Raw genomic sequence first — 23,629 nt, 5'->3', positions numbered from 1 at the left:
GTTATTGAAAATTATGCCGCAACGTCAGAAGGAACGTGCGCGGCATGGCCGGCTGCCCCACCAGCGTTCCAAGCGCGAAGTAGCCCTGGAATTTGTTCACGAAGTAGAACTTGTCGGTCAGGTTGTTGACCTGCAGCGACACGTTGAAGTCCTCGTCAGGCGTGGTGTAGCTCAGCCGTGCATTCCACAAGCCATAGCCCGGGATCGCACCCGGCCCATAGTTTGCCGCATCGCTGAACACCTGCGACTTGTACGCATAGTCGATGCGCGGGGTCAGCGTACCGACATCGCCCAGATCGAAGTCGTACTGAGCGCCGGCGGTGAACGACCATTCGGGCACATAGGCCGCTACGCAGGTCAGACATGGCCCGCCAGGCTGGTTGGCGGCATCACCCAGGTCGAGGTACTGGAAATCGAGATAGCCGACCGATGCGTTCACCATCAGGTTGTCGACAGGCTCCAAAGTGAATTCACCCTCGAAACCCTGGATCCGCGCCTTACCTGCGTTGGCCGTGATCGACCCGGGAACGCCGCTGGGCAGAACGCGCACCACGGTGAGTTGCAGGTTGCTGTAGTCCGAACGGTATGCGCTGAGGTTGGCGCGCACGCGCCCGTCGAGGAAGTCGGCCTTGAGGCCGATTTCATAGGCCGTCAGCTCTTCTTCGTCGAACGAGAGAAGCTCCGCAGCGCTCGACGGCCTGGGGTTGACGCCCGGACCCTTGAAGCCGGTCGAGAATACCGCATAGGTCATTACGTCGGGCGTTATATCGTAAGAGGCCGAAAGTCGGTAGTCGACCCGGCTCGTTGTCGAGCGAACCGCCGGGTTGTTTTCAAAGCCCGGCAGGGTGGCTGGCGGATTGCCGGTGTTGGGCAGATAGCGATTGAAGGTATAGGTCTTGCTGATGTCCGAGTAACGCAGACCCGCTTCGAACGAGAGGCGATCGGTTGGCGTAAGAACCACGTGCGCGAAGCCCGAAAGATCGCGGTCCCGGACGGGGTCGACACCGAAGAATGCGAAGTTGACCAGCGGAATGTAGATGTAGTCGTTTAGCTCGGTCAGACCGGTGTAGTAGAACCCACCAACGGTCCATTCGGCCAGGTCGCCGATCCGCCCATTCAGACGCAGTTCCTGGCTAAACTGGTCGTGGTACGGCTTGAAATAGTTGTCGTTGATATGGATCGGCGACGCGCCCCAGTTCTCGATGAATTCGCCCCGATAGGTGCGGTAGGCCGAGATGCTAGTGAAGTTCAGGTCCGGATTGATATCCCATTCGACCTTGCCCGACACACCCCACGACCGCACGTTGCTGACGCGCGGAAATGTGAGGCCATTCCGTGAATCGGTAAAGTTCACATAGCTGGTGTAGGGATCGTTGGTGATGAACCGCTTGTCGAACGGGATGCCGTAGCCGGTGGGATCCGATCCGAACGGCGAGCCTGGCTGGTAAAGCGCCAGGGGCGATGTCCCGTCAGTGTTGACGTCGATGAGCTTTTCGGCCGCCGGCTCGCCCTTATCGTCCAGCAAATCGGCATTAATGCTGATCTCAAGGTCGTCGGTGGCGAGGATGCGCAGATTCCCGCGCAAGGCGAATGTCTGCTGCCCACCCAGTGTGCCCGTGCGACAGTCGCCGCTGGCCGATGCGGGCACCTGCGAAGGAATTCGGCCGGCCAGGGTCGGATTGGCGCAGGTGAAGTCGATGGTGTCCATGTAGCCGTCGACGTTGTTGAAACCGCCGGCGACGCGGAGGAAAACGCGGTCGTCTACCAACGACGTGTCGTAGGCACCCCTGAGGGTCATACGGTTGAAACTGCCAAGGCCGGCTTCGAGATAACCCGTGTTGTCGCCCTGCGCTTCGCGCGTCGTGACGCGGATGGCGCCGCCTTCGTTGTTCTTGCCGAACAGCGTGCCCTGTGGGCCGCGCAATACCTCGACCTGCTGGACGTCGGCAAAGTCGAACAGCGAACCGAACAACGTCCCATGGTAGACATCGTCAATGTAGATGCCGACACCGGGCTCGAATGCGGGAAGAAAGTCGCTCTGCCCTACGCCGCGGATGTAGGCGATCACTGACTTACCGTAGCCGGCCGTGTTGCGTTCCAGCGTAATGTTGGGCGTCGCCCGGGCAATCCCCTCGACGCTCTGTACGCCGCGCTGCTCAAGCATTTCACCCGTCAGCGCTGTGATCGAGATTGGTGTTTCCTGAATCGTTTCGGGTCGGAAACGCGCAGTAACAATGATCTGATCGTCCTGATCTGCAGCCGTCTGGGCATCCGCCGCCTGTTCCTGCGCAAGAACGCTGACGGGAACCAGGCAGGCAAGAGCGGTGCCGCATGCGAGGGCGCCCATCCGCCGACTCGCCAGCGAGCTATTTCGTTTCATCGAACCCATGATGTCCTCCCAAAATCCCTGTGTCCGCACTCCCGGCGGATTGGCAGGGACTAAAACCGCAAAATGCTGGCGTCAATAATTTTTCGACAAACAGTTATAGCGATGTTCCCAGATTCTCATAAAATGGTTATCGCGCCTAAAGGCTAATGGCTTTGTCCGCGCTTGGAAATCCACTCATCCCTCTCTGCCATCAAGGGCAGCAAATTTGGCTTTCTCGAAATCCTACAAATATCGCTGGTGCGAACATCCGCATTATCATATTGCAGTAAAGTAGCATGTCCGGCATAAGGCCCGCACAAGAATCGTAGGGATGGGGAAATCGTTGGACATCGAAGGAGCGAAGCGCGGAGATTCGGTCAGCCGTTCCTGTCAGGGGCAGGAGCGGACTGGCCCGTCATTCCTGTCGGTTTACGAGAACCGGATGGTGCTGGTGCTTGCGGCTGCCGGTGGGGTGGCCGCCCTCGATGCACAGGCAGTCTTCTACCTCATGCCGTTCATAGCCGACGAGTTCTCGCTGTCCGGCGGGGAAGTGGGCTTCATCGGGTCGGCGGTGCTGATCGGATGGGCCTTGGGAGGGCTGGTCATCGCGCGCGCGTCCGACCGGGCAGGGGTGCGGCTTCCGTTCCTGATCGGCGCCTTCCTATGTTTTGCCCTTCTGTCGGGCCTCAGTGCGGCTGCAGTCGGCTTTTTTAGCCTGCTGATCGCTCGCCTGCTTATCGGCGTTGCTGAAGGCCCGGTGATTCCCGTCAAACAAGCCTTGGTAATTTGCGAATCGACGCCGTCGCGGCGGGCGCTGAACATGGGCATCGTGCAGAACTTCGGGGCCCAACTAATTGGCTCATTGCTGGCACCCATTGCCCTGGTCGCGCTGGCCGAAGCGGCTGGATGGCGTTGGGCTTTCCTCACCGCAGGCCTGCCTGGCCTGCTGATCGCAATCCTGATCTGGCGAGTGCTGCGCGAACCCCCGCGGGCCGCCGCCGCCGACAAGGCCGAGGTCTCTGGCGACCGCTGGCAGGACCTCGTAGCCAATCGCAACATCGTCCTGTGTGCGTTAATCGCGTTGGCCGCAGTTGGCTGGTTCTTCATCCTGCTGACGTTCCTGCCCCTTTACCTGACGCGGGACTTGCACGTTTCAGCTAGCGTAATGAGCGTGATTATGGGGGTGATCGGCCTTGCTGGCGTAACCTCCTCCCTGATCGTGCCCTATTTCGCGGACCGGTTCGGTCGGCGGATGGCCATCATCGCGTTCAGCGCGTTGGGACTGCTTGCTCCCGTCGGTGTCCTGCTGGCGGGAAGCAGCATGATCACCGTGGTGCTCGTGCTTGTCTGCGGGTGCCAAATGCTGGGTATCTTCCCTCTCCTCATGGGCACCGTGCCGCAGGAAAGCACCAGCCCGGCAAACGGGGCGACAGCAAGCAGTCTAGTGATTGCCGTAGCTCAGATTGGCGGCGGCGCTGCTGGCCCCATGGCAGCGGGTTGGCTTGCCGAACAGTCCGGCAACTCTGCGGCTCTAGTGCTTTCCGGGATCCTGGCTGTTTGCGCCCTGACGCTCGCACCATTCCTTACGGAAAGCCGGCCGGGCCACGGCGGCGCCCTCCCTACCGCCTAGACGAAACTATCTGACCAGACGCCCGCAAGCGTCTTTCGAGCAAGATTTGAGAATGAAGGAGAATCCAGATGCAGTTCCATTTTGACGGCTTTCAGGTTGGGGATCCCGATCTTGCCAGTCCGTCGGCGAAGGGCATCGCCCGGGAAATGGACGATGCGCGCCTGCCAGCGTATACTGATGTCCTCATCGTTGGCTGTGGCCCGGCCGGGCTCACCCTCGCCGCACAGCTTTCAGCTTTTCCCGATATCGATACCTGCATCGTCGATCAACGCCCGGGTCCGCTGGAATTGGGTCAGGCCGACGGTATCGCCTGTCGCACGATGGAGATGTTCAACGCGTTCGGCTTCGCAGAGCAGGTTCTTCGCGAGGCTTACTGGGTAAACGAGACTACATTCTGGCGCCCGTCCGACGACGCTGGCAAGGGAATCGTTAGAGGTGGCTGGGTCAAGGACACAGAGCCAGGCCTGTCCGAGTTTCCGCACGTCATCCTCAATCAAGCGCGCGTGCACGGTTTCTACCTCGAAATCATGCGCAAGTCGCCCAATCGCCTTGCGCCGTTCTACGCCTGGCGGCTGGCAGGGCTGAGTATTTCGCGCAACGCAGGCGACGCCTATCCGGTCGAAGCGACGTTCGAGAAAGTTGGCGCGAACAGCATTGAGACTTGCGTGGTTAAGGCTCGCTATGCTGTGGGCTGTGACGGCGCCCGCAGCGAGGTACGGCGATCGCTGGGCTTGGCCCTGCAGGGCGAAGCCGCCAACCAAGCTTGGGGCGTGATGGACGTCCTGGCCGTCACGGATTTCCCTGACCTGCGCAAGAAGTGCCTCATCCGGTCGGCGGATGGTGGCAGCATCGTGCTCATTCCGCGCGAGGGTGGCTACCTGTCGCGGATCTACGTCGAGCTGGACAAGCTTGAGAGCTACGAGAGGGCATCTCAGCGAAACATCACGCTGGAGAAGATCATTGAAGCGGCCCAGGCAACCTTTGCCCCTTATGCGTTCGACGTGAAGGACGTAGCCTGGTGGTCGGTCTACGAGATCGGCCAACGCCTGTGCCCGCGCTTCGATGACGTTCCGCCGGAAGCCGCTGGAACTCAGCCTCCGCGCGTGTTTATCGCCGGGGACGCTTGCCACACGCACAGTCCCAAGGCAGGCCAAGGCATGAACGTTTCAATGCAGGATGCTTTCAACCTCGGCTGGAAGCTCGCCGCCGTATTGCGTGGCCAGTCCGACGAGGCGATCCTGTCGACCTATTCGGCAGAACGCCATGCCATCGCCAAGGAACTGATCGATTTTGATCGCGAATGGGCAGCCATGCTGAGTGCCCCGCTCAAGGCTACACCAGAAGCAGCGGAGGGCGATGTCACGCCCGAAGAGATCAAGGAGTATTTCGTGCGCCAAGGGCGCTACACCGCAGGGACTGCCACCACTTACAGCCCATCGTTGTTCACCGGGGACGGAGCTCACCAGGACCTCGCCAAGGGCTTTGTCGTGGGCACGCGGCTGCACTCCGCTCCGGTCGTGCGGCTGGCCGATGCGCGCCCGATGCACATCGGGCACACCGTCACGGCCGACGGACGCTGGCGCATCCTCGCCTTCGCCGATCGGAGCGATCCGTGCGATCCGGCCTCCGCCCTGTGGGACTTGTGCGACTACCTCGACAAGGACCCGGCGTCGCCGGTCAACCGCTTCACTTCTCCTGACTCGGATCGTGACTCGGTGATCGATGTGCGGGTCGTCTTCCAGCAAGATCACCCTTCTGTCCCGCTTGAACGGACGCATTCATTTCTGATGCCCGCGCGGGGTAAGTTCGCCGTGCAGGATCGTGAAAAGATCTTCTGCCCCGCCGGCGACGGTCAGGAAGACATCTTCGACATGCGTGGGATCGACCGGGATCGCGGCTGCTTGGTCATCGTCCGGCCCGACCAGTACGTGGCAGAAATCCTACCTCTTGGTGCGCATGAGGAACTGGCCGCATTCTTTGCCCGCTTTCTTGTCGACAGGACCTGATGACCCGCTGCCTCGGGGCCGCTTACTTCCGCTCAATGCAGCTTAGTGCAAACCCCTTTTTGCTGGGAAAGGCGCTTGTATGACCGATTATGTGCATCACCAGGCGGTCCTCAACGGTCTGGATTATCACTTCGTCACTGCGGGGGATGGAATTCCGGTTCTTCTCCTGCATGGCTTTCCCGATCTTTGGATTGGTTGGCGTGGGGTGATGGAGCAGCTCGTCGAACGAGGCTTCAGGGTCATCGCACCCGATCTTAGAGGTTTCGGTCAAACGGCACCGGCGGCCGGGGCTGAACAAGCGACCGCGATCGACGTAATGGGCGACCTAGTTGCCCTGCTGGATCATCTAGCCATAGACCAAGTGGCGGTTGTGGCCCACGATTGGGGCGCGGAAATCGGCTGGACGATCGCCAAATTGCGGCCTGACAGATTTGCAGCGATTGTCGCCCTTTCGGTCCCTTATGCACCTAGGGGTCCTGCCAGCCTGCCCCAGATGATGGCACGGGCAGCGCCGCCCGATCTCTACATGCTCTACTTTCTTGAAGAAGGACGGGCCGAGCGGGAGCTGGATGCCAATCCCCGCGCTTTCCTTCGACGCCTGTTCTACACCAACAGCGGCGACTGGGCGGGGGACGGTGTGCCGGCCATGCGCCTAGCTGGCAACGGCAGCTTGATTGAAGGCCTTGATGAGCCGCCCACCTCATGGCTCGGCCTGAGCGAGCAAGACCTTGCCTACTATGTGGAGGAATTTAGCCGCACCGGCTTCCGCGCCGCACTGAACACCTACCGAAGCCTGCATCGCAACTGGCAATTGATGGCGGGCTGGGCGGACCGCACAATTGAAGTTCCGGCGCTCTACATCGGGGGAAGCCGGGATATCGTGCTGCACTTCCCGGGCATGCGCGATCTAGTTGAGGCGATGCCGCGTCTGATGAAGAACTGCGAACCTCCCGTGATCGTGGAGGGAGCAGGCCACTTCATTCAATTGGAACGGCCGCGCGAAACCGCGCAGCACATTGCGGATTTTCTCGAAAAGCACATCGCCGCGCTGCGATAGTGTACCCGGCACGAGCATCCCGTTAGCGAGGCCATGTAGGCGCGGTCTCTAGTCTCCAGGAAAAACTTTGGCTGCGTGCTGGTTGCCAGGATTGAAGGCGAGGTAGTCCGAAATCAGGAGATTGGCCTCCACCACCTTCCGGCTCCTGATCAGAGTCTCCACGAGCAAGCGCTTTTCGCAAGGGTCACTTGCGTCAAGGACAAACGAGAGGCTCCCTTCGAGCGATTGATCGCCACGGAAAACGGGTACGGAAATGCCAATTTTGGTGGTGTCAATCTCGCCCCTCGTGAGCGAATAACCTTGTGCCTTGATCTGCCTCAGTTCGCTGCGAAGGTCTTCCATGTCGACCGGCGGATCGCTTAGGTCGCTGTTCATCAGGCTGCGCAAGGTGCGAGGTGGGAGGTTGGCTAGGATCGCCTTGGAGGCGGCCCCACGGTGCAACGGCATCGGGCGACCGCGTTCGTAGCCTGACGCGCGCAATTGCTCACCTTCGCGATGCACGCACATGACTGTGTTCTTATAGAGCCGGGTCAGGAGAATGATCGTCTTCGGGTAAGCCGTGGCGAGCTTTTCCATCTCACCCATCGCCGCGTGAATGAAAGGATCGTTGAGCCGCATTGCACGGTCGAGCACGCAGACGGCGGGACCAAGTGTGTAGTATCCCGCGATTGACGATGACAGCAGATCGGCTTCCGCCAGGCTTCGGAAATAGCGGTAGGCGGTACTCAAGGTCAGGTCGAGTGCCTCAGCTGCTTCCTCGACGGTCCACCGCGACCGTAGACCGGTAAAAAGTGCCAAAACGCCTAATACACGATCGGCAGTCGCCGCCATTTGTCGGGCTTCCATTTACAACCGGAATCAACCCGCCTCTTGGGACGGGCCTCTCCCAAAACTGATATTCACAGAAGGCATTCTGCTTCCAAAAACACAAATCTGCAATAATGACATTGATGGTACGACAACTTCCTGCAATATGAGAAAAACTGGTTAGTGGTAAAATCGCTGAATGGGAGAGAGGTTATGATCATAACCAACGCGTGGTACGTGGCAGCATGGTCGCACGAGGTAACCTCCGTGCCCATGGCTCGCCGCATCTGCAACAAGCCCCTCGTCCTCTTTCGCTCAGTGACCGGAGAAGCCTGTGCGCTGATCGACAGCTGCTCACACCGCGGCGCACCGCTCAGCCTTGGAACCGTCACGGAAAAAGGCATTCGTTGCAACTATCATGGCGTCGTGTTCGGATGTCGCGGCGAGTGCATCGAGGTGCCGAACCAGGCTGCCATTCCGACCAAAGCCAGGGTGGACTGGTATCCACTGGTGGAGCGGGACCAGATCCTGTGGATCTGGATGGGTGCCAAAGAACTCGTCGACGATAGTCTAATTCCCGCTTACCCGTTCCACAACGATCCGCTCTGGCCAAGCACCTTCGCAATGGCATCCGTGGCGAGCAACTATTTGCTGATTGCCGATAACCTTCTGGACGCAACCCATCTGGCTTACGTCCACGGCGGTACGGTTGGAGGATCGAACCCGCACGTGCACATGGTTGCGCAGAATACTCTGAAACCTACGGCCAGAGGTCTGCGATACGAGCGCCTGATGCTTGATGCTCCACCGCCGCCAGCTTACCTTAACTGCGTCGATGACCTGCCCGCCCGGATCGACCGCTGGCAGGAGTTCGATTTTCATGCACCCAGCACAGTGCTGCAATACTCTGGCGGGGTAGCCGCCGGAGCGGACCGGGCGACTGCGCCAGCCCCGCGCTTCGACATGCGGATATTTCACTCAGCGACGCCCGCCACCGACACGTCCTGCTACTACTTCTACTCGGTGCAGAACGGCCACAGGGTCGAAGACCCGGCAGCAAACAGGGCTATCACAGAAGAAATCGCATTGGCGATTGCTGAGGACAAGATGTTCATCGAGGCGCAGCAGCAGCGTGTCCAGGAACTGGGCGAGGAGCGCCTGTTCGACAATGCAGCCGATGCCGCGCGCATCATGGCCCGGCGGACCATCGCTAAGTACGCGCAGTCGTTAGACAATCGGCCGGAGAACGGTTGAGTTTCCTCTCACACATCTAGGTAACAATCATTCCACCGGGAGTGCATTTCGTGCCCACCATAACATTTATCGATGCGCAAGGTGCTGCCCGCTCTGTCCAGGCAGAATGTGGCCAGTCTTTGATGACTGCTGCCCGCGCAAATGACGTGCCCGGCATCGATGCCGATTGTGGCGGCATGTGTGCCTGCGCAACGTGCCATGTTTACGTCGACACAGAATTTCTGTCGCAGTTGCCCGCGCCGGGCGATGGCGAAGAGGCGCTTCTGGAGTTCGTCGATAAAGCTCAGCCCAACTCGCGGCTTGCATGCCAAATCTGCGTGACGGAAGTTCTGAAAGGCATGATTGTGCGAACCCCATCAAGCCAGAGATAGGCTGGGCTCGTCGGGCCCCGGACATGCTTACCCACCGCTGTCGGACCGCCTTCCATTCTTAACGTCGATTTTGGCTTGGCATTCACGTAAACTGCGGTGGTGCTTGGGCTTCGAGTGATTGTCTGCCAGAGTAAAAGTCCTGAACCGCGCTTCTTCGCAGTGGCGGTCGCTTGTTTAGAGTGTCGCTCATGTTCTCCAATACCAGAACTTGGACCATAGAGTGGGGCGATTGCGACCCTGCCGGGATCGTCTTCTATCCGCGCTTCTTCGCCGCCTTCGACACCTCGACCGCTCGCTTAATCGAGGCAGCGACAAGTCGCACGAGCGCGGACCTGATGCGTGAACACGGGATCATCGGCTGGCCCATGGTCGAGACTGGAGCCAGGTTCATTGAACCTGCTAGCTTCGGAGAGCAGGTTCACATCGAGACACAGGTCACCCGCGTCGGCCGCTCCAGTTTCGGCATTGCCCACCGGCTTCTGAAGGACGGTCGCCTCTGCCTGGAAGCAACCGAGGTTCGCGTGTGGGCGGCGCACTCACCCGTAGGACTGGGCATCATGGGCGTTCCGATCCCCGAGCAAATCGCGCAGCAGCTCCGCGGCGGCTGAACCGGCCTAGTATCGGCCCGGCAAGGCTGGAGAGAAGCGGTCCGGCGTTCCCAGCGCGAACTTGCGGAGGTATGTTGAATTGATAAGTGGCATCGGGAATAGGGCCCCTGCATTTGCCAGCCCGTCGATCATGGTGAAGGTTTCCGTGTCGAGAGGGGCTGCTGCGGCCGACAAAAGGTCATCCAACTGTTCGGCGGTCCGAACCCCGACGATGGGTATGCGATTGTGACGGGATTGCATCAGCCAGCGCAAGGCCAGATTTGCCGGTGCCGATCCGCAGTTCGCGGCAATAGCTGCCAGCGCATTGCGGACTTCCAGTATCGCTGTCGGGATGCGTTCGGATGGCAGCCGCTGCGGGGTCGTGGCTCCCGCCAGAGCACCGGCAGCAAGTGGCCCCCAGCAGAATACAGCAAGGTTCATCGCGTCGGCCATCGGCAGTAGGTCGCGCTCTACGCCCCGCACGGCTAGGTTGTATTCCACCTGGATGCCGACGACCGGCGCCCGCCGTTGCTGTTCAGCTAAGGTCACTGCCCGCGAAACCAGCCAGGCCGGCGTATCTGACATGCCGAAGTACAGAATCTTCCCGGCACAGACGAGGTCGTCAGCCGCGCGCATGATCTCTTCCACCGGCGTGGTCCCGTCCCAGTAGTGCAGCCACAACAGATCGATCCGGTCAGTCTGCAAGCGGCGCAGGCTGGCCTCAACTGACTGGATCATGCTTCTTCGGCTGTTACCTCCAGCGAGCGGGTGGGCGGAGGATGATGCAGTGTACTTAGTTGACAGCACGAGTTCGTCCCGCCGATCGCGGGCAAAGGCGCCGACAATCTCTTCGCTTCGGCCATCCGCGTAGTTGGGGGCGGTATCGATGGTCGTGCCGCCAGCGTGGACGAACCGGCGCATGATGGCCGTTGCCTCGTCAGGCGGAGAACCCCAGGCTTTACTTTCCCCGAACGTCAGGGTTCCCAGGGCAAGCGCCGAACTGCGCAAGCCGCTGCTGCCTACCAGAACCTGCTGCATTGCTGTCGTCTCCCTTGCTCCCGGCGGGCGGTAGCTTGATCTGGATCAAGGTTGCCCAGTGCAATGCGTCATAATGCATTTCAAAGATGCTTCATAGCACATATGACGAGAGGAAACCGCAGTGAGTGAAGTCGAAACGCTGCTGGAAGACGATGCCTCGGTGAAGGGCGACGGCTTTGTCGAGGTCGATTACGATGACCTGATCCCCAATAATGTGAACCTGTCCTCGGACCGTCAGCTAAAGCGGGCTCTTGAACAGTGGCAGCCGGAGTACATCGATTGGTGGAAGGCGATGGGGCCGGACGGGTTTCAGGCTTCCGATGTGTATCTGCGCACGGCCGTGGGGGTGGACCCGGCCGGCTGGGCAAAATTCGGCCATGTGAAGATGCCGGACTATCGCTGGGGAATCCTGCTGGCACCCGAGGTTGACGGGCGCACCATTCCTTTCGGCAAGCACAAGGGCGAGCCCGTGTGGAAGGAAGTGCCCGCCGAGTACCGCTCGCTGCTGCGCCGTTTGATCGTAGTGCAGGCCGATACCGAGCCGGCATCCGTTGAACAGCAGCGTCACCTGGGGCGTACTGCTCCCTCGCTCTACGACATGCGCAACCTGTTCCAGGTCAATGTCGAGGAAGGACGACACCTGTGGGCGATGGTCTACCTGCTGGTGAAATACTTCGGGCGGGACGGACGCGAGGAAGCGCAGGCGCTGCTCGAGCGGCGTAGCGGGCACGCGGACAATCCGCGCATCCTGGGTGCCTTCAACGAAGCCACGCCCGATTGGCTGTCATTTTTCATGTTCACCTATTTCACCGACCGTGACGGCAAGATGCAACTCGCCTCGCTGTCAGAAAGCGGCTTCGATCCGCTGTCGCGCAGCTGCCGCTTTATGCTGACCGAAGAAGCGCACCACATGTTCGTGGGAGAAACCGGGCTGGGGCGGGTGATCGAAGCGACCTGCACCGCTATGAAGAAGGCGGGGATCACCGATCCCCATGACATCAAAGCAGTGCGAGCGCTTGGCGTGATTGATCTGCCGCTGATCCAGCGCAAGGCCAACTTCCACATGTCCGTCACGCGCGACCTGTTCGGCAGTGAGGTGTCCGGCAACGCTGCGGCGGCTTTTTCGGCAGGGCTGAAAGGGCGCTTTGGCGAAGCGCGTCTCGATGGCGATGATCATGTGCTTGAAGGGGAAACCTATCCCGTGACGCGGATCGTCGAGGGCAAGTTGGTGAGCGAGGATATGCCCGCGCTGCGCGCCATCAACTCCCGGCTGCTTGATGATTACATTGCAGATTGCCAGCCGGGCATTGAGCGGTGGAACCGGGCGATTGCCAAAGCAGGCATCGATTTCTGCGTCACCCAGCCGCACAAGGGGTTCAATCGCCGGATCGGTGAATTTGCCGGGGCCTGCATCACCCCTTCCGGGGATATCGTGGACGAGCAGACGTGGAATGCTAACCGCGATAGCTTTCTGCCTACCGAAGACGATCTGCAGTTCATCAACTCGCTGATGAAACCCTGCCATGCGCCTGGCAGCTATGCCAGCTGGATTGCCCCACCGCGCACCGGGATCAACAGCCAGCCGCTGGATTATGAATACGTCCGGATCGCCTGACCCGATCTGGATGTGAGGAGGCGGGCAAGCCAAATCGGGCCCGCCTCCATTTTCTCGTGGCCGGTCAATTGCCGCCTTGCTTCAGGCCGAGGCCAAGCGCCATCACTCGTTCTGCCAGTTCGCTTGCCTTTTCCGACAATGCAGCCAGATCTGCAATATCGATGATGTCGATTGCCCCTGGTTCGGAGATGAAGCGGGCGCCCGAAAAGCTCTTGACGCACAAGGCACCCGACGATCGACGCGAGAGGACGCCGCTCACAACCAGGTTGCGTCGCTCCAGCACGGAAGCGATGTCGCTCATCGTGGTCCGCAGCGCCTCAGGATCGGTGTGCCAGTTTGTCAGTCGCTCTTCGATAACCTGCCGCTTCTCCACAAAAGGCATGGCTTTCAAGGTATAGGAGAGGAATTTCTGCTTCTCGTGGCTGCAGAACCACCGGGCCATGAACTGACTGACACGGTAATCGAGCAGGGCGCACCGCGCGACGAAACCGCCAATGGCACTGTGCGCATGTTCCATTGCGGGGTCTGAAATGACTGCATCCATCGCTTGTCTCCTTAAGCTATCGCCGGAGCCCAGCCGGCAGCCCACTCGCCAGCGACATCTTCTGCAAGCGTGCCGCTGGATGCGTCATGGCATTCAACATCGACGACGCGGGATGCGCCGCATGCGGACATCACCTGATCCCACCTCTCGCCAGCTGCGCAGAAGGTGTCCGAATATGTCCGGTCGCCGAGCGCGAAGACCACATAGTCTTTGCCGGACAGGTCTGCCCCAGCTTCGAGCGCGGTGAACAGCGCCTGCCCGTTGTCTGGAATTTCACCGTGCCCATACGTCGATGAGACGATAACAAGCAGATCAAAATCTGCGAAGGCGCTGCTGTCGAGTCCATCCATCAACTGGCGTTCACAAGCAACGCCTGCAGCCGCCAGCGCACTTTCGATTTCTTCGGCGCACAGGTCCGCCAGGCCGGTCATCGTGGCAACAAAAATGCCCGCGCGCCTGTTTCCGCTCGACATAGCACTCTCCATTCGGAAATAAGATTCGTATCACCGGCAGATATGAAATATATAGCAACTATGCAAGATGTGACGATCCAGAGCGGTCAGGCCAGCTTTGTCGGCAGCCAGGAGATCGCTCAGCGAATACGTTCGGCACGTGCGAGGGCTGGCTTCACCCGCAAGCAACTGGCCGCAGCTTCAGGTGCTTCTGAACGCTATCTGGCCCATCTGGAAGCTGGTACCGGCAATCCCTCGGTTGAAATGCTCCTCGCCATTTCCGAAGCGCTGGGCATGGCGATGGCTGAGTTGCTGCCAATGGGCGGGGAGCGCGATGCCGGTGTGGCACATGCCGCCCAACTGCTGCGACGCGCACCGCCAGAGCGTGTTCGCGAAGCGCTCGCATGGCTGGGAGAGAGGCCCGATGCCGTGGATGGGAAGGGGCGGCGGGTTGCTCTCATCGGCTTGCGCGGAGCAGGAAAAAGCTCTCTGGGCCAGGCTCTTGCCGACCGGTTGAGTGTACCATTCTTCGAGATATCGAAGGAGGTCGAGCAGAGATATGGCGGATCAATTGGCGTCCTGCTGGAGATCAATGGTCCGGCGGCGTTACGGCGTTATGAGGCCGACGTGTTGCGAGATATCTGCCGCACAAACGCAGCTGCAGTCATCGCGGCTCCAGGTGCAGTGGTGGCGGATGGTAAGCTGTTCGACCAGTTGCTTCGTGAAACCTGGACAGTCTGGCTGCAGGCGACGCCTGAAGACCACATGTCGAGAGTGGTTGCACAAGGTGATTTGCGCCCGATGACGGGTAACCGCACTGCCATGAACGACCTGAAGGCCATTCTGGCAGCTCGAGAGGCTGACTACGCCAGAGCCGATGCTCGCCTCGACACTTCGGGGCAGGATTTCAATCACACCGTCAGCATGCTTGAAGGAGTCGTAGCCTCGTTTGCTGGATGAAATATAGTGCTTGTTTGATCGCCATCAATGACCTATTGTTCCGGCAGTGACGGGCTGAGGAGCGATTCGATGGCAACGCAATTGGCGGAAAAAGCCGCACAGGATGCGGCAATTTTCACCTACGACCGGACTGGCGGCGATTATCGCCACTGGAAGGTCGCAATCGACGGGCGCATCGCTACCGTTTCGATGGATGTCGACCCTGAGGGTGGTTTGCTGCCGGGCTACAAGCTCAAGCTGAACAGCTATGACCTTGGCGTGGACATGGAGCTCCACGACATTGTCCAGCGCCTGCGCTTCGAACATCCGCAGGTGGCCTGTGTGGTGCTGACGAGTGCGAACGAGCGCATCTTCTGTTCGGGTGCGAACATCTACATGCTGGGCATTTCCAGCCACGCATGGAAGGTCAATTTCTGCAAGTTCACCAATGAAACGCGCAACGGGTTCGAGGACTCGTCGCAGAACGGCTCGCTCAAGTTCCTTGCTGCGGTCAACGGCACCTGCGCTGGCGGTGGCTATGAAGTAGCGCTGGCTTGCGACGAGATTTTGCTGATCGATGATCGCTCCTCTGCCGTGTCGCTTCCCGAAGTGCCGTTGCTGGCGGTCCTGCCCGGAACCGGGGGCCTCACCCGCGTGGTCGACAAGCGCAAGGTGCGCCGTGATCTGGCCGATGTGTTTTGCACCTCGGAAGAGGGCGTGCGCGGCCGCAGGGCCAAGGACTGGAATCTGGTTGACGATATTGCGCCGCGTGGCCGCTGGGACGAGGCGGTGCGGGCCAAGGCAGAAGCGCTTGCTGCCGGCAGCGCCCGGCCGCAGGCGGGGGCGGGTGTTCATCTCGATCCGCTCAAGCGTGTCATCGACGAGGCCGGATACCATTACGGCACTGTCGACGTGACGTTCGATCGCGCTCGTGGGCTTGCTACCGTAACGGTCAAGGCTCCCGACACGGCTCCTCCAGCGGATGCCGCGGCGATGCTGGCCGAGGGCACCGGCTTCTGGCCCCTGCAAATGGCGCGCGAGCTTGATGACGCCATCCTGATGCTGCGCACCAACGAACCCGAGCTGGGCTTGTGGGTTCTCAAGACCACGGGCGATGGAGCCAAGGTGCTGGCCTATGATGCGGCACTGCTGGCCGCCAAGGACCACTGGTTCGCCAACGAGGTAATCGGCATGCTGCGCCGCACGCTGTCGCGCCTCGATGTGTCCTCGCGTTCGATATACGCGGTGATTGAGCCGGGTTCTGCTTTTGCAGGGACACTGGCGGAACTGGCTTTCGCGGCGGATCGCGGGTACATGCTCGAACTGATTTCGGACCCCGAAAACGGCCCTGTTCTCCATCTTGGTGAAGCGAATTTTGGCCATTTCCCGATGTGCAACGGCCTCACCCGGCTGGGTTCGCGCTTCCTCGGCAATCTGGAACGCATCGACGAGTTGCGCGCGCTCGCGGGTTCGCCGATCCCTTCTGGCGAGGCCCATGACCTGGGTCTCGTGACTTTCGCGCCCGACGACATCGATTGGGAAGATGAAGTGCGCCTGGCGATTGACGAGCGCGCCGGCCTGTCGCCCGATGCCTGCACCGGAATGGAAGCGTCACTGCGCTTTGCCGGTGCCGAGAACGTCTGGTCGAAGGTATTTGGTCGCCTGTCGGCCTGGCAGAACTGGATCTTTATCCGGCCCAATGCCGTGGGCGATGGCGGTGCCTTGAAGCTGTTCGGGTCCGGCCGACGCGCCGAATTTGACCGCAAGAGGGTTTGAAGCTTCTCGCCGCCCCACTCCTCTCCCAGGGGCGGCGGGATTTTTTCAGGATCGGGCCGCGCCTGGCGGTCAAGGAGCGTTGCAATGGCGATCGATTACCAGTCCCGCATTCCCAATAACGTAGACCTGTCAACTGACCGTGCCCTGCAACGTGCGCTCGAACACTGGCAGCCGGCTTTTATCGACTGGTGGAAGGACCTGGGGCCGACTACCTACCAGGGCCACGACGTTTATCTGCGTACTGCCACCTCGGTCGATGCCAAGGGCTGGGCGACGTTCGGCCACGTCAAGATGCCGGATTATCGCTGGGGCATCTTTCTTGCCGACAAGCAGCAGGATCGCACCATCGGCTTCGGCGACCATAAGGGCAAGCCGGCCTGGCAGCAGGTTCCCGGTGAATATCGCTCCGCTTTGCGCCGCCTGATCGTGACACAGGGCGACACCGAACCCGCGTCGGTTGAGCAGCAGCGGCTGCTGGCCCTGACCGCGCCGTCGCTTTACGACATGCGCAACCTGTTCCAGGTCAATGTGGAGGAAGGCCGCCACTTGTGGGCGATGGTCTATCTTCTTCACGCCTACTTCGGCCGCGATGGTCGCGAGGAAGCGGAAGAAATGCTGCACCGCCATTCGGGCGATGTCGACAACCCGCGTATCCTGGGCACGTTCAACGAGCCGATCGACGATTGGCTTTCGTTCTACATGTTCACGTACTTCACCGATCGTGACGGTAAATACCAGCTCAAGTCGCTGGCCGAGAGCGGCTTTGATCCCCTGGCGCGGACCTGCAGCTTCATGCTGACCGAAGAGGCCCATCACATGTTCGTGGGCGAAACGGGGATTGCCCGGGTCATCCGGCGCACGCTGGAGGAAATGCAGAAGCTGGGAACCGATGATCCGGAAACCCTGCGCAAGTCCGGGGTGATCGATCTGCCGCTGATCCAGCGCTACATCAACTTCTGGTATTCCTCGGCACTTGACCTGTTCGGCGCGGAAATCAGCTCCAATGCCGCCACTTACTGGGCGAATGGCTTGAAGGGGCGTCCTGACGAGGGGACCTACGAAGACCACGACTGCATCGACACCTTCGAGGATGTCGATACCCCCGGCGGACTCGAGCAAGTCGCCACGCGCAATGCGATGAACCTGATCACCCGCAATGCTTACGTTCGCGACTGTGCCATCGGGCTTACCCGCTGGAACCGGACGATCGCGAAGGCAGGTTTCCAGGTTGAACTGACCCTGCCTTCCGAACGGTTCAACCGCAGTGTTGGCGTCTGGGCGGGAATGGCCTTCGATACGAGCGGCAAGCCGAGCGACCCGGATCAGGTCAGGGCCGCACTGCCCAGCGAATTCGACCGGGCCTATGTCAAGTCGCTCATGGTGGGTGTCACGGAGCCAGGCAAGTGTGCCAACTGGACCTGCCCGCCGGATCGCGGAATCAACAACATGCCGTTCGAATTCGAATACGTCAGGGCGGCCTGAACTGAGCCGGGGTCGGAGCGCCGGGTAAGTCCGGTGCCCCGACCCTTGGTGGGAATGGGGGATAGCCGATGAACACGAGTGACGGGCGCTGCGCTGCCGATCTGCCGGAATACTTCAACGCGGCGGAAGATCTCCTCGCCGCCAATCTGGCCCGCCATCCCGGCAAGACGGCCATCATCGATCACCGGGGAACTTGCACCTACCGTGAACTCGGCGACAGGGTTGCCCGCATGGCGGACGTTTTCAACCGCCTTGGCGTGCGGCGTGATCAGCGGGTCTTGCTGTGCCTTACCGATACGCGCGATTTCCCGACGGTCTTCCTGGGTGCAATGCGTGCAGGCGTGATCCCGGTTCCGCTCAACACGCTTCTGACCGAAGACGATTATGGCTGGATACTGAACAACAGCGGTGCCGTTGCTGTCTTCGTGTCGGGCGAATTGTCCGACAAGTGGCAAGCGATCGCCGCAGCCGAACCCTTCGTGAAGTTCGTCGGCAGCGAGGGCGGGCCGTTTGATGATCTCGAGGCCTTGCTCGCCGATGCCCAACCGGCGCCCGATCCGGCGCCCACACATCGTGACGATGTGGCGTTCTGGCTTTACACCTCGGGGTCTACCGGCAGGCCCAAGGGGGCGATGCACCTGCACGGATCGATACGGCTTACTGCCAATCTCTACGCGCTGGGAACGATGGGCCTGCGTGAAGATGATGTGGTGCTGTCGGTGGCGAAGCAGTTTTTCGCCTACGGCCTGGGCAATTCCCTGAGCTTTCCCTATGCCGCTGGCGCGACGGTTGTGCTGCACAACGGACGGTCGACTCCCGATGCGATTTCGGCGCTCATCGTCGAACATCAGGTCTCGGTACTGGGCGGAGTGCCGACGTTCTTTGCGGGGTGGCTTGCCCACCCATCCTGTCCTACGAAGCAGGACGCGCCTCGATTGCGGATCGCAACTTCGGCTGGCGAGGCCCTGCCCGGTCACATTGGCAAGGCTTTTGCCGACAAGTTCGGTGCCGACGTGCTCGATGGTCTGGGGTCGACGGAGATGCTGCACATCTTCGTATCCCAGCGACCCGGCTCGGTGCGGTATGGTTGCACGGGGCGTGTCGTCGATGGCTACCGCGTGCGGCTTGTCGGCGATGACGGATCGGAAGTGCCGCCCGGAGAGATCGGCAACCTGCAGATCTGCGGACCGACCAGCGCAATCGGCTACTGGCGGAATCGCGAAAAATCGACGGCGACCTTTTGCGGCGAATGGACAGCGAGCGGAGACAAGTATGTCTGCGACGAGGAGGGTTGGCTGACCTATGCTGGCCGCGCCGATGACATGCTCAAGGTCGGGGGCATCTACGTTTCTCCGATCGAAGTGGAAGAGACACTGTCGGGTCACAACATGGTGCTGGAAGCCGCAGTAGTGGGGGCCGAGGATGCCGACGGGCTGGTGAAACCGCATGCCTATGTGGTGTTGCACAACGATGTGCAGCCGACCCCTTCGCTGGAGCAGGAACTGAAAGATCACTGCAAGAGCCACCTGGCCCCTTACAAGTATCCGCGCTGGATCACCTTCGTTGCCGAACTTCCCAAGACAGCCACCGGCAAGATCCAGAGGTTCCGCCTGCGGGAGGATGCATGACCTTTGATGTTGCCATTGTGGGTGGGGGCCACGGCGGCGCGCAGGCGGCGATAGCCTTGCGCGCTGCCGGATTTGCCGGTTCGATCGCCATCATCGGTCGCGAGACCGAGCTGCCCTATGAACGCCCGCCGCTGTCGAAGGAATATCTGGCGCAGGAAAAGCCGTTCGAACGTCTCTATCTGCGTCCGGCATCCTATTGGGCGGAAAAGGACATTACGCTTCTGCTGGGCCATACGGTGACGGCAGTTGATGCCGACGGGCATCGGCTGCAATGCGCCAACGGGCGCGAGATTACCTATGGCAAACTGATCTGGGCAGCGGGCGGTGACCCGCGCACCCTGCCATTGCCGGGTGCCGATCTGCCGGGCGTGCATTGTGTGCGGGACCGTGAGGATGTCGACGCAATCATGGCAGAGCTGCCGGGCGTGCAGCACGTGGTGGTGGTTGGCGGGGGGTATATCGGGCTCGAGGCCGCTGCCGTGCTGACAAAGTTGGGCAAGCAGGTGGTTCTGCTCGAAGCCCTGCCGCGCGTTCTGGCGCGGGTTGCCGGTGAGGCGCTGTCCGCTTTCTACGAGGCCGATCACCGCGCCCATGGGGTTGACCTGCGCACCGGGCAGGAGATTGCCGGGATTGAAGGGCAGGGTCGCGTCAGCGGGGTCAGGCTTGCCAGTGACGAGGTTCTGCCCGCCGACATGGTGATCGTGGGCATCGGTATTGCCCCTTGCGTTGAACCGCTGGCAAAAGCTGGTGCCGAAACGGGCAATGGCGTGCTGGTGGACGCACAATGCCGCACCTCGCTTGCCGACATCTTCGCCATCGGGGATTGCGCGGCGCATGCGAACAAGTTTGCCGGTGGGGCCGTGATACGGCTTGAATCGGTGCAGAACGCCAATGACATGGCAACGGTGGTAGCGCGAACCATTTGCGGCGAAGCAGCCCACTATGAGGCTACGCCCTGGTTCTGGTCGAACCAGTACGACCTCAAATTGCAGACCGTCGGCCTGTCGGCCGGTCATGCCCGGACGGTGCTGCGCGGTGATCCTGCGTCGAGAAAGTTTGCAGTCGTCTATCTGGATGACGCAGGCCGGGTGATGGCGCTCGATTGTATCAATAACGCCCGCGACTATTCGCACGGCCGACGATTGGTGGAACTGGGTGTTGCAGTCGATCCCGCCGTTCTGGCCGATGCAGACCGGCAGTTGAAGGAATTCATCCCTGTCGCTGTCGCGGCAGGCTGATTTCAGGAGGAAAGACATGGGCGAACGTCCGCAAACACCCGAGGGTTTCGTGACCCACCTTGGCGTGGTGACCGATGCCATCGCTGGCGCGCCACTCGACGATGCGCTCCAAGCGCGCCTCAACCGTGATTTCCCGGCCGATGGCGCATGGCATGCAGATGCGCGCGAATGGGTCCTGCGTGGATGCGAGGAGGGCTGGCTGTGCGGCCGCGAGGCAGGCGGCATCAAGTTCGGGCGTGCCGTGCCCGCAGGTGAGGCACTGGCCGGTATGTCGGTTGATGTGGTGGAGATGACCGAAATCGTCGGTCCGCATCATGCGCACCCCAATGGCGAGATCGACCTGGTCATCCCTATTGATCTGGGCGCCGCGTTTGACGGACAGGGTGCGGGCTGGAAGGTCTATGGTCCCGGTTCGGCCCATCACCCCACGGTAACCGGCGGCAAGGCCCTGGTCCTCTATCTCCTTCCGGGCGGCGCTATCGAGTTCACCCGTGGCTGAGGATCGGGTCCGGCTCCACATAGCCGATGGTGTCGCCACCATCAGCCTGGTGCGTGAAGCGCAATTGAATGCCATCGATGGGGCGATGCACCAGGCTCTGCGCGACGCCCTTGACAAGGTTGAAGGCGAGCCGACCATTGGCGCAGTCGTGCTGACGGGTTGCGGCAGGGCCTTCAGTGCAGGGCAGGACCTTGGCGAGCGGGCGGCCAGCTTTGCTCGCCGTGAGGTGCCCGATCTCGCGGCATCACTCGAAGAAAACTACAATCCGCTGGTACTGCGGCTGGCAAACCTTCCGCAACCGGTCATCGCAGCCGTAAACGGCATGGCGTTCGGGGCCGGCGCTGCCCTCGCCATCGCCTGCGACATCGTGCTGGCCGCCAGATCGGCTAGGTTCCAGTTCGGCTTCGTCAACGTCGCGCTCGGCCCCGACAGCGGCGCGAGCTGGTCGCTGCCCCGCCTTGTCGGCCAGGCGCGGGCGCTAGATTTGGCGCTTACGGGTCGGGCAGTCAGTGGCGAGGAAGCGGCTATGATCGGCCTTGTCAGTCGGGTGGTCGATGATGCGTTACTGGCCGACACCGCGAACGAGATCGCACGCGGCCTGGCCCAGCGCTCGCCGCAAGCCCTGTCGGCAATCAAGCGCCAGCTGCGCTCCAATCCGACCGGAACGCTTGAAGCTGCTCTGGCAAGCGAACGTGTCGCCCAGGGCAAGCTCGGCGCGACGGACGCCTATCGGCAGGCGGTGCTCCGCTTCGCCAAGCCCCGATCCTGATCCTTACGAACCGAAAGCCCTGACATGACCCAGCCAATTGCCCTTCGTTCCTATGCCCAGGACCGGTTTCTGCCGGCGGGCGAGGAAGCGCAGCTTGTCTCGGCCATCGATGGCTCGACAGTTGCCCTGATGCCCTCAGAGGCCGACCCTGGCGCCATGCTGCAACATGCGCGCGAGGTCGGTGGACCGGCCCTGCGCGCCATGACGTTCCAGCAGCGCGGCAAGATGCTGCGTGCGCTGGCTGACGCGCTGACTGCGCGCAAGGACGAGCTTTACGCACTGTCGGCCTTCACCGGCGCGACCCGCAGCGACAGTGCCTTCGATATCGAGGGCGGTATCGGCACGCTATTCGTCTATTCGTCAAAGGCGAAAGGCCTGCCCGACGCACGGGTCATGACCGACGGCGCGCGCGAGACGATCAGCAAGGGCGACTTCATCGGTCAGCACATCCTTGCGCCTTTGCGCGGGGCTGCGATCCACATCAACGCCTACAATTTCCCCGTATGGGGAATGCTTGAAAAGCTGGCGCCCACGCTGTTGGCAGGGATGCCCGCGATTGTGAAGCCGGGCACGGTCGGTGCCTACCTGACCGAGGCTGCATTCCGGATAATGATCGAAAGTGGTGCCTTGCCACCGGGCGCGGTGCAATTGCTGCTGGGTTCAGCGGGTGACCTGCTCGACCGGCTTGACGGGCAGGACAGTGTTGCCTTCACCGGCTCCGCCGCGACTGCCAACATGCTCAAGGCCCGGCGCAATATCATTGCGCGGACCGTGCGTTTCTCCGCTGAGCAGGATAGCCTCAATGCTGCGATTCTCGGCCCGGACGCTTCGCCAGAGGCACCTGAATTCGACCTGTTCATCAAGGAAGTCGTGCGTGAAATGACACAGAAGGCGGGGCAGAAGTGCACCGCTATTCGCCGTGTTCTGGTTCCCGCACATCTGATCGATCAGGTGCAGGGCGCAGTGGTGGCACGTCTGGGCAAGGCAACGATTGGCGATCCGCGCAGCGATACCACGCGCCTGGGAGCGCTGGCGGGGATTGCCCAGCGCGAAGACGTGATGTCCAATCTCGCCACGCTGCGGACCGAGGCCGAACTGGTGACCGGCGGCATCATTCCGCAACTCGGCGGAGAGCTCGATAAGGGCGCATTCTTTGCCGCGACGCTGCTGCGCTGCGATCGACCTGCAGTGGCGAAGGCAGTTCACGCCGTCGAAGCTTTCGGGCCGGTGGCCACACTGATGCCCTATGCAGATGCCCAGGAGGCCATCGTGCTGGCGAATGCGGGCGAGGGATCGCTGGCGCTGTCGATCTTCAGCAACGATGCGGCCGCCATTAACGACCTTGTCGGCGGGGTTTCCAGCTTCCACGGGCGTATCATGATCGTTGATCGCGACAATGCCGAGTTTGCCACAGGCCACGGTGCAGCCCTGCCGCATTTGCAGCACGGCGGGCCTGGACGGGCGGGGGGCGGCGCGGAACTGGGCGGGATCATCGGCATGATGCCCTACCTGCAGCGCAGTGCCATTCAGGCGAGTGATCGTATCCTGACCGCTATCGGGGGCATGTGA

The 23,629-nt window shown here is 61.2% G+C and carries 20 protein-coding genes; 15 read left to right on the top strand and 5 right to left on the bottom strand.

What is annotated here, in order from left to right:
• Window position 1: 1 nt before the first annotated feature.
• The gene (locus tag GRI99_RS15390; protein WP_160772956.1) at window positions 2–2,389 is read right to left on the bottom strand and encodes a TonB-dependent receptor; all 2,388 of its coding nucleotides are present in this window, start codon (window positions 2,387–2,389) and stop codon (window positions 2–4) included.
• Window positions 2,390–2,711: 322 nt separating this feature from the next.
• On the opposite strand from GRI99_RS15390, the gene GRI99_RS15385 reads away from it, so the two are divergent.
• The 3 genes from GRI99_RS15385 (at window position 2,712) to GRI99_RS15375 (ending at window position 7,061) form a co-directional block, all read left to right on the top strand.
• A complete protein-coding gene (locus tag GRI99_RS15385) occupies window positions 2,712–3,998 on the top strand; it encodes an MFS transporter (RefSeq protein ID WP_160772955.1) in 1,287 nt (428 codons plus the stop codon).
• Between the two features lie 68 nt (window positions 3,999–4,066).
• Entirely contained in the window at window positions 4,067–6,004 is a 1,938-nt protein-coding gene (locus tag GRI99_RS15380; RefSeq protein WP_160772954.1) for an FAD-dependent monooxygenase, read from the top strand.
• 79 nt (window positions 6,005–6,083) lie between these two features.
• A complete protein-coding gene (locus GRI99_RS15375; RefSeq protein ID WP_160772953.1) occupies window positions 6,084–7,061 on the top strand; it encodes an alpha/beta fold hydrolase in 978 nt (325 codons plus the stop codon).
• A gap of 48 nt (window positions 7,062–7,109) precedes the next feature.
• On the opposite strand, the gene GRI99_RS15370 is transcribed toward GRI99_RS15375, so the two are convergent.
• Entirely contained in the window at window positions 7,110–7,892 is a 783-nt protein-coding gene (locus tag GRI99_RS15370) for an IclR family transcriptional regulator (RefSeq protein ID WP_160772952.1), read from the bottom strand.
• Between the two features lie 189 nt (window positions 7,893–8,081).
• On the opposite strand from GRI99_RS15370, the gene GRI99_RS15365 reads away from it, so the two are divergent.
• From GRI99_RS15365 to GRI99_RS15355, 3 genes are all read left to right on the top strand, one after another.
• On the top strand, window positions 8,082–9,122 hold the full coding sequence (locus tag GRI99_RS15365; protein WP_160772951.1) for a Rieske 2Fe-2S domain-containing protein: 1,041 nt from the start codon (window positions 8,082–8,084) through the stop codon (window positions 9,120–9,122).
• Window positions 9,123–9,172: 50 nt separating this feature from the next.
• Window positions 9,173–9,493: a 2Fe-2S iron-sulfur cluster-binding protein gene (locus tag GRI99_RS15360; protein ID WP_160772950.1), complete on the top strand. Its 321-nt coding sequence runs from the start codon at window positions 9,173–9,175 to the stop codon at window positions 9,491–9,493.
• A 188-nt stretch (window positions 9,494–9,681) separates the two neighbouring features.
• Window positions 9,682–10,101, top strand: a complete 420-nt coding sequence (locus GRI99_RS15355) for an acyl-CoA thioesterase (protein WP_160772949.1) — start codon at window positions 9,682–9,684, stop codon at window positions 10,099–10,101.
• Window positions 10,102–10,107: 6 nt separating this feature from the next.
• Here GRI99_RS15355 and GRI99_RS15350 read toward each other — a convergent pair whose 3' ends face one another.
• On the bottom strand, window positions 10,108–11,118 hold the full coding sequence (locus GRI99_RS15350) for an aldo/keto reductase (RefSeq protein WP_160772948.1): 1,011 nt from the start codon (window positions 11,116–11,118) through the stop codon (window positions 10,108–10,110).
• A 121-nt stretch (window positions 11,119–11,239) separates the two neighbouring features.
• Here GRI99_RS15350 and boxB (GRI99_RS15345) point away from each other — a divergent pair, with 121 nt between their 5' ends.
• On the top strand, window positions 11,240–12,733 hold the full coding sequence (gene boxB, locus GRI99_RS15345) for a benzoyl-CoA 2,3-epoxidase subunit BoxB (RefSeq protein ID WP_160772947.1): 1,494 nt from the start codon (window positions 11,240–11,242) through the stop codon (window positions 12,731–12,733).
• A 64-nt stretch (window positions 12,734–12,797) separates the two neighbouring features.
• On the opposite strand, the gene GRI99_RS15340 is transcribed toward boxB (GRI99_RS15345), so the two are convergent.
• Together GRI99_RS15340 and GRI99_RS15335 are read right to left on the bottom strand one after the other, a co-directional pair.
• Window positions 12,798–13,277 carry a hypothetical protein gene (locus GRI99_RS15340; RefSeq protein WP_160772946.1) on the bottom strand — a complete coding sequence of 160 codons (480 nt, stop codon included), beginning with the start codon at window positions 13,275–13,277 and terminating at the stop codon, window positions 12,798–12,800.
• Window positions 13,278–13,288: 11 nt separating this feature from the next.
• A complete protein-coding gene (locus tag GRI99_RS15335) occupies window positions 13,289–13,750 on the bottom strand; it encodes a flavodoxin domain-containing protein (RefSeq protein WP_237438389.1) in 462 nt (153 codons plus the stop codon).
• 42 nt (window positions 13,751–13,792) lie between these two features.
• On the opposite strand from GRI99_RS15335, the gene GRI99_RS15330 reads away from it, so the two are divergent.
• From GRI99_RS15330 to paaZ, 8 genes are all read left to right on the top strand, one after another.
• Window positions 13,793–14,689 (top strand): shikimate kinase, encoded by an 897-nt coding sequence (locus GRI99_RS15330; protein ID WP_160772944.1) that lies wholly within the window; start codon window positions 13,793–13,795, stop codon window positions 14,687–14,689.
• A 69-nt stretch (window positions 14,690–14,758) separates the two neighbouring features.
• Complete coding sequence (gene boxC, locus GRI99_RS15325) at window positions 14,759–16,444, top strand: 2,3-epoxybenzoyl-CoA dihydrolase (RefSeq protein ID WP_160772943.1); 1,686 nt, start codon at window positions 14,759–14,761, stop codon at window positions 16,442–16,444.
• 84 nt (window positions 16,445–16,528) lie between these two features.
• Window positions 16,529–17,926 carry a benzoyl-CoA 2,3-epoxidase subunit BoxB gene (boxB, locus tag GRI99_RS15320; RefSeq protein ID WP_160772942.1) on the top strand — a complete coding sequence of 466 codons (1,398 nt, stop codon included), beginning with the start codon at window positions 16,529–16,531 and terminating at the stop codon, window positions 17,924–17,926.
• A gap of 68 nt (window positions 17,927–17,994) precedes the next feature.
• Window positions 17,995–19,554 carry a benzoate-CoA ligase family protein gene (locus GRI99_RS15315; RefSeq protein WP_160772941.1) on the top strand — a complete coding sequence of 520 codons (1,560 nt, stop codon included), beginning with the start codon at window positions 17,995–17,997 and terminating at the stop codon, window positions 19,552–19,554.
• Complete coding sequence (locus tag GRI99_RS15310) at window positions 19,551–20,792, top strand: NAD(P)/FAD-dependent oxidoreductase (RefSeq protein WP_160772940.1); 1,242 nt, start codon at window positions 19,551–19,553, stop codon at window positions 20,790–20,792. Before GRI99_RS15315 ends, GRI99_RS15310 begins: the two co-directional genes overlap by 4 nt.
• Window positions 20,793–20,808: 16 nt before the next feature.
• Entirely contained in the window at window positions 20,809–21,291 is a 483-nt protein-coding gene (locus GRI99_RS15305; RefSeq protein WP_160772939.1) for a 4-hydroxylaminobenzoate lyase, read from the top strand.
• A 46-nt stretch (window positions 21,292–21,337) separates the two neighbouring features.
• Complete coding sequence (locus GRI99_RS15300) at window positions 21,338–22,060, top strand: enoyl-CoA hydratase-related protein (protein WP_202393140.1); 723 nt, start codon at window positions 21,338–21,340, stop codon at window positions 22,058–22,060.
• A 24-nt stretch (window positions 22,061–22,084) separates the two neighbouring features.
• Window positions 22,085–23,629 (top strand): phenylacetic acid degradation bifunctional protein PaaZ, encoded by a 1,545-nt coding sequence (gene paaZ / locus GRI99_RS15295; RefSeq protein ID WP_160772937.1) that lies wholly within the window; start codon window positions 22,085–22,087, stop codon window positions 23,627–23,629.

This window comes from Alteraurantiacibacter buctensis, assembly GCF_009827655.1.
In the GTDB taxonomy this organism is placed as follows: domain Bacteria; phylum Pseudomonadota; class Alphaproteobacteria; order Sphingomonadales; family Sphingomonadaceae; genus Alteraurantiacibacter; species Alteraurantiacibacter buctensis.
Note: the sequence above shows the minus strand (reverse complement) of the source record. Positions and strands in the feature narration are given on the sequence as shown.

Excerpts from the sequence above, each read along its gene's own strand:
- GRI99_RS15330 (WP_160772944.1), top strand. The coding sequence starts at position 13,793 with ATGAAATATATAGCAACTATGCAAGATGTGACGATCCAGAGCGGTCAG.
- boxB (WP_160772942.1), top strand. The coding sequence starts at position 16,529 with ATGGCGATCGATTACCAGTCCCGCATTCCCAATAACGTAGACCTGTCA.
- paaZ (WP_160772937.1), top strand. The coding sequence starts at position 22,085 with ATGACCCAGCCAATTGCCCTTCGTTCCTATGCCCAGGACCGGTTTCTG.
- GRI99_RS15310 (WP_160772940.1), top strand. The coding sequence starts at position 19,551 with ATGACCTTTGATGTTGCCATTGTGGGTGGGGGCCACGGCGGCGCGCAG.
- GRI99_RS15315 (WP_160772941.1), top strand. The coding sequence starts at position 17,995 with ATGAACACGAGTGACGGGCGCTGCGCTGCCGATCTGCCGGAATACTTC.
- GRI99_RS15340 (WP_160772946.1), bottom strand. The coding sequence starts at position 13,277 with ATGGATGCAGTCATTTCAGACCCCGCAATGGAACATGCGCACAGTGCC.
- GRI99_RS15350 (WP_160772948.1), bottom strand. The coding sequence starts at position 11,118 with ATGCAGCAGGTTCTGGTAGGCAGCAGCGGCTTGCGCAGTTCGGCGCTT.
- GRI99_RS15305 (WP_160772939.1), top strand. The coding sequence starts at position 20,809 with ATGGGCGAACGTCCGCAAACACCCGAGGGTTTCGTGACCCACCTTGGC.
- GRI99_RS15380 (WP_160772954.1), top strand. The coding sequence starts at position 4,067 with ATGCAGTTCCATTTTGACGGCTTTCAGGTTGGGGATCCCGATCTTGCC.
- GRI99_RS15375 (WP_160772953.1), top strand. The coding sequence starts at position 6,084 with ATGACCGATTATGTGCATCACCAGGCGGTCCTCAACGGTCTGGATTAT.
- GRI99_RS15335 (WP_237438389.1), bottom strand. The coding sequence starts at position 13,750 with ATGTCGAGCGGAAACAGGCGCGCGGGCATTTTTGTTGCCACGATGACC.
- boxC (WP_160772943.1), top strand. The coding sequence starts at position 14,759 with ATGGCAACGCAATTGGCGGAAAAAGCCGCACAGGATGCGGCAATTTTC.
- GRI99_RS15390 (WP_160772956.1), bottom strand. The coding sequence starts at position 2,389 with ATGGGTTCGATGAAACGAAATAGCTCGCTGGCGAGTCGGCGGATGGGC.
- GRI99_RS15370 (WP_160772952.1), bottom strand. The coding sequence starts at position 7,892 with ATGGCGGCGACTGCCGATCGTGTATTAGGCGTTTTGGCACTTTTTACC.
- GRI99_RS15355 (WP_160772949.1), top strand. The coding sequence starts at position 9,682 with ATGTTCTCCAATACCAGAACTTGGACCATAGAGTGGGGCGATTGCGAC.
- GRI99_RS15365 (WP_160772951.1), top strand. The coding sequence starts at position 8,082 with ATGATCATAACCAACGCGTGGTACGTGGCAGCATGGTCGCACGAGGTA.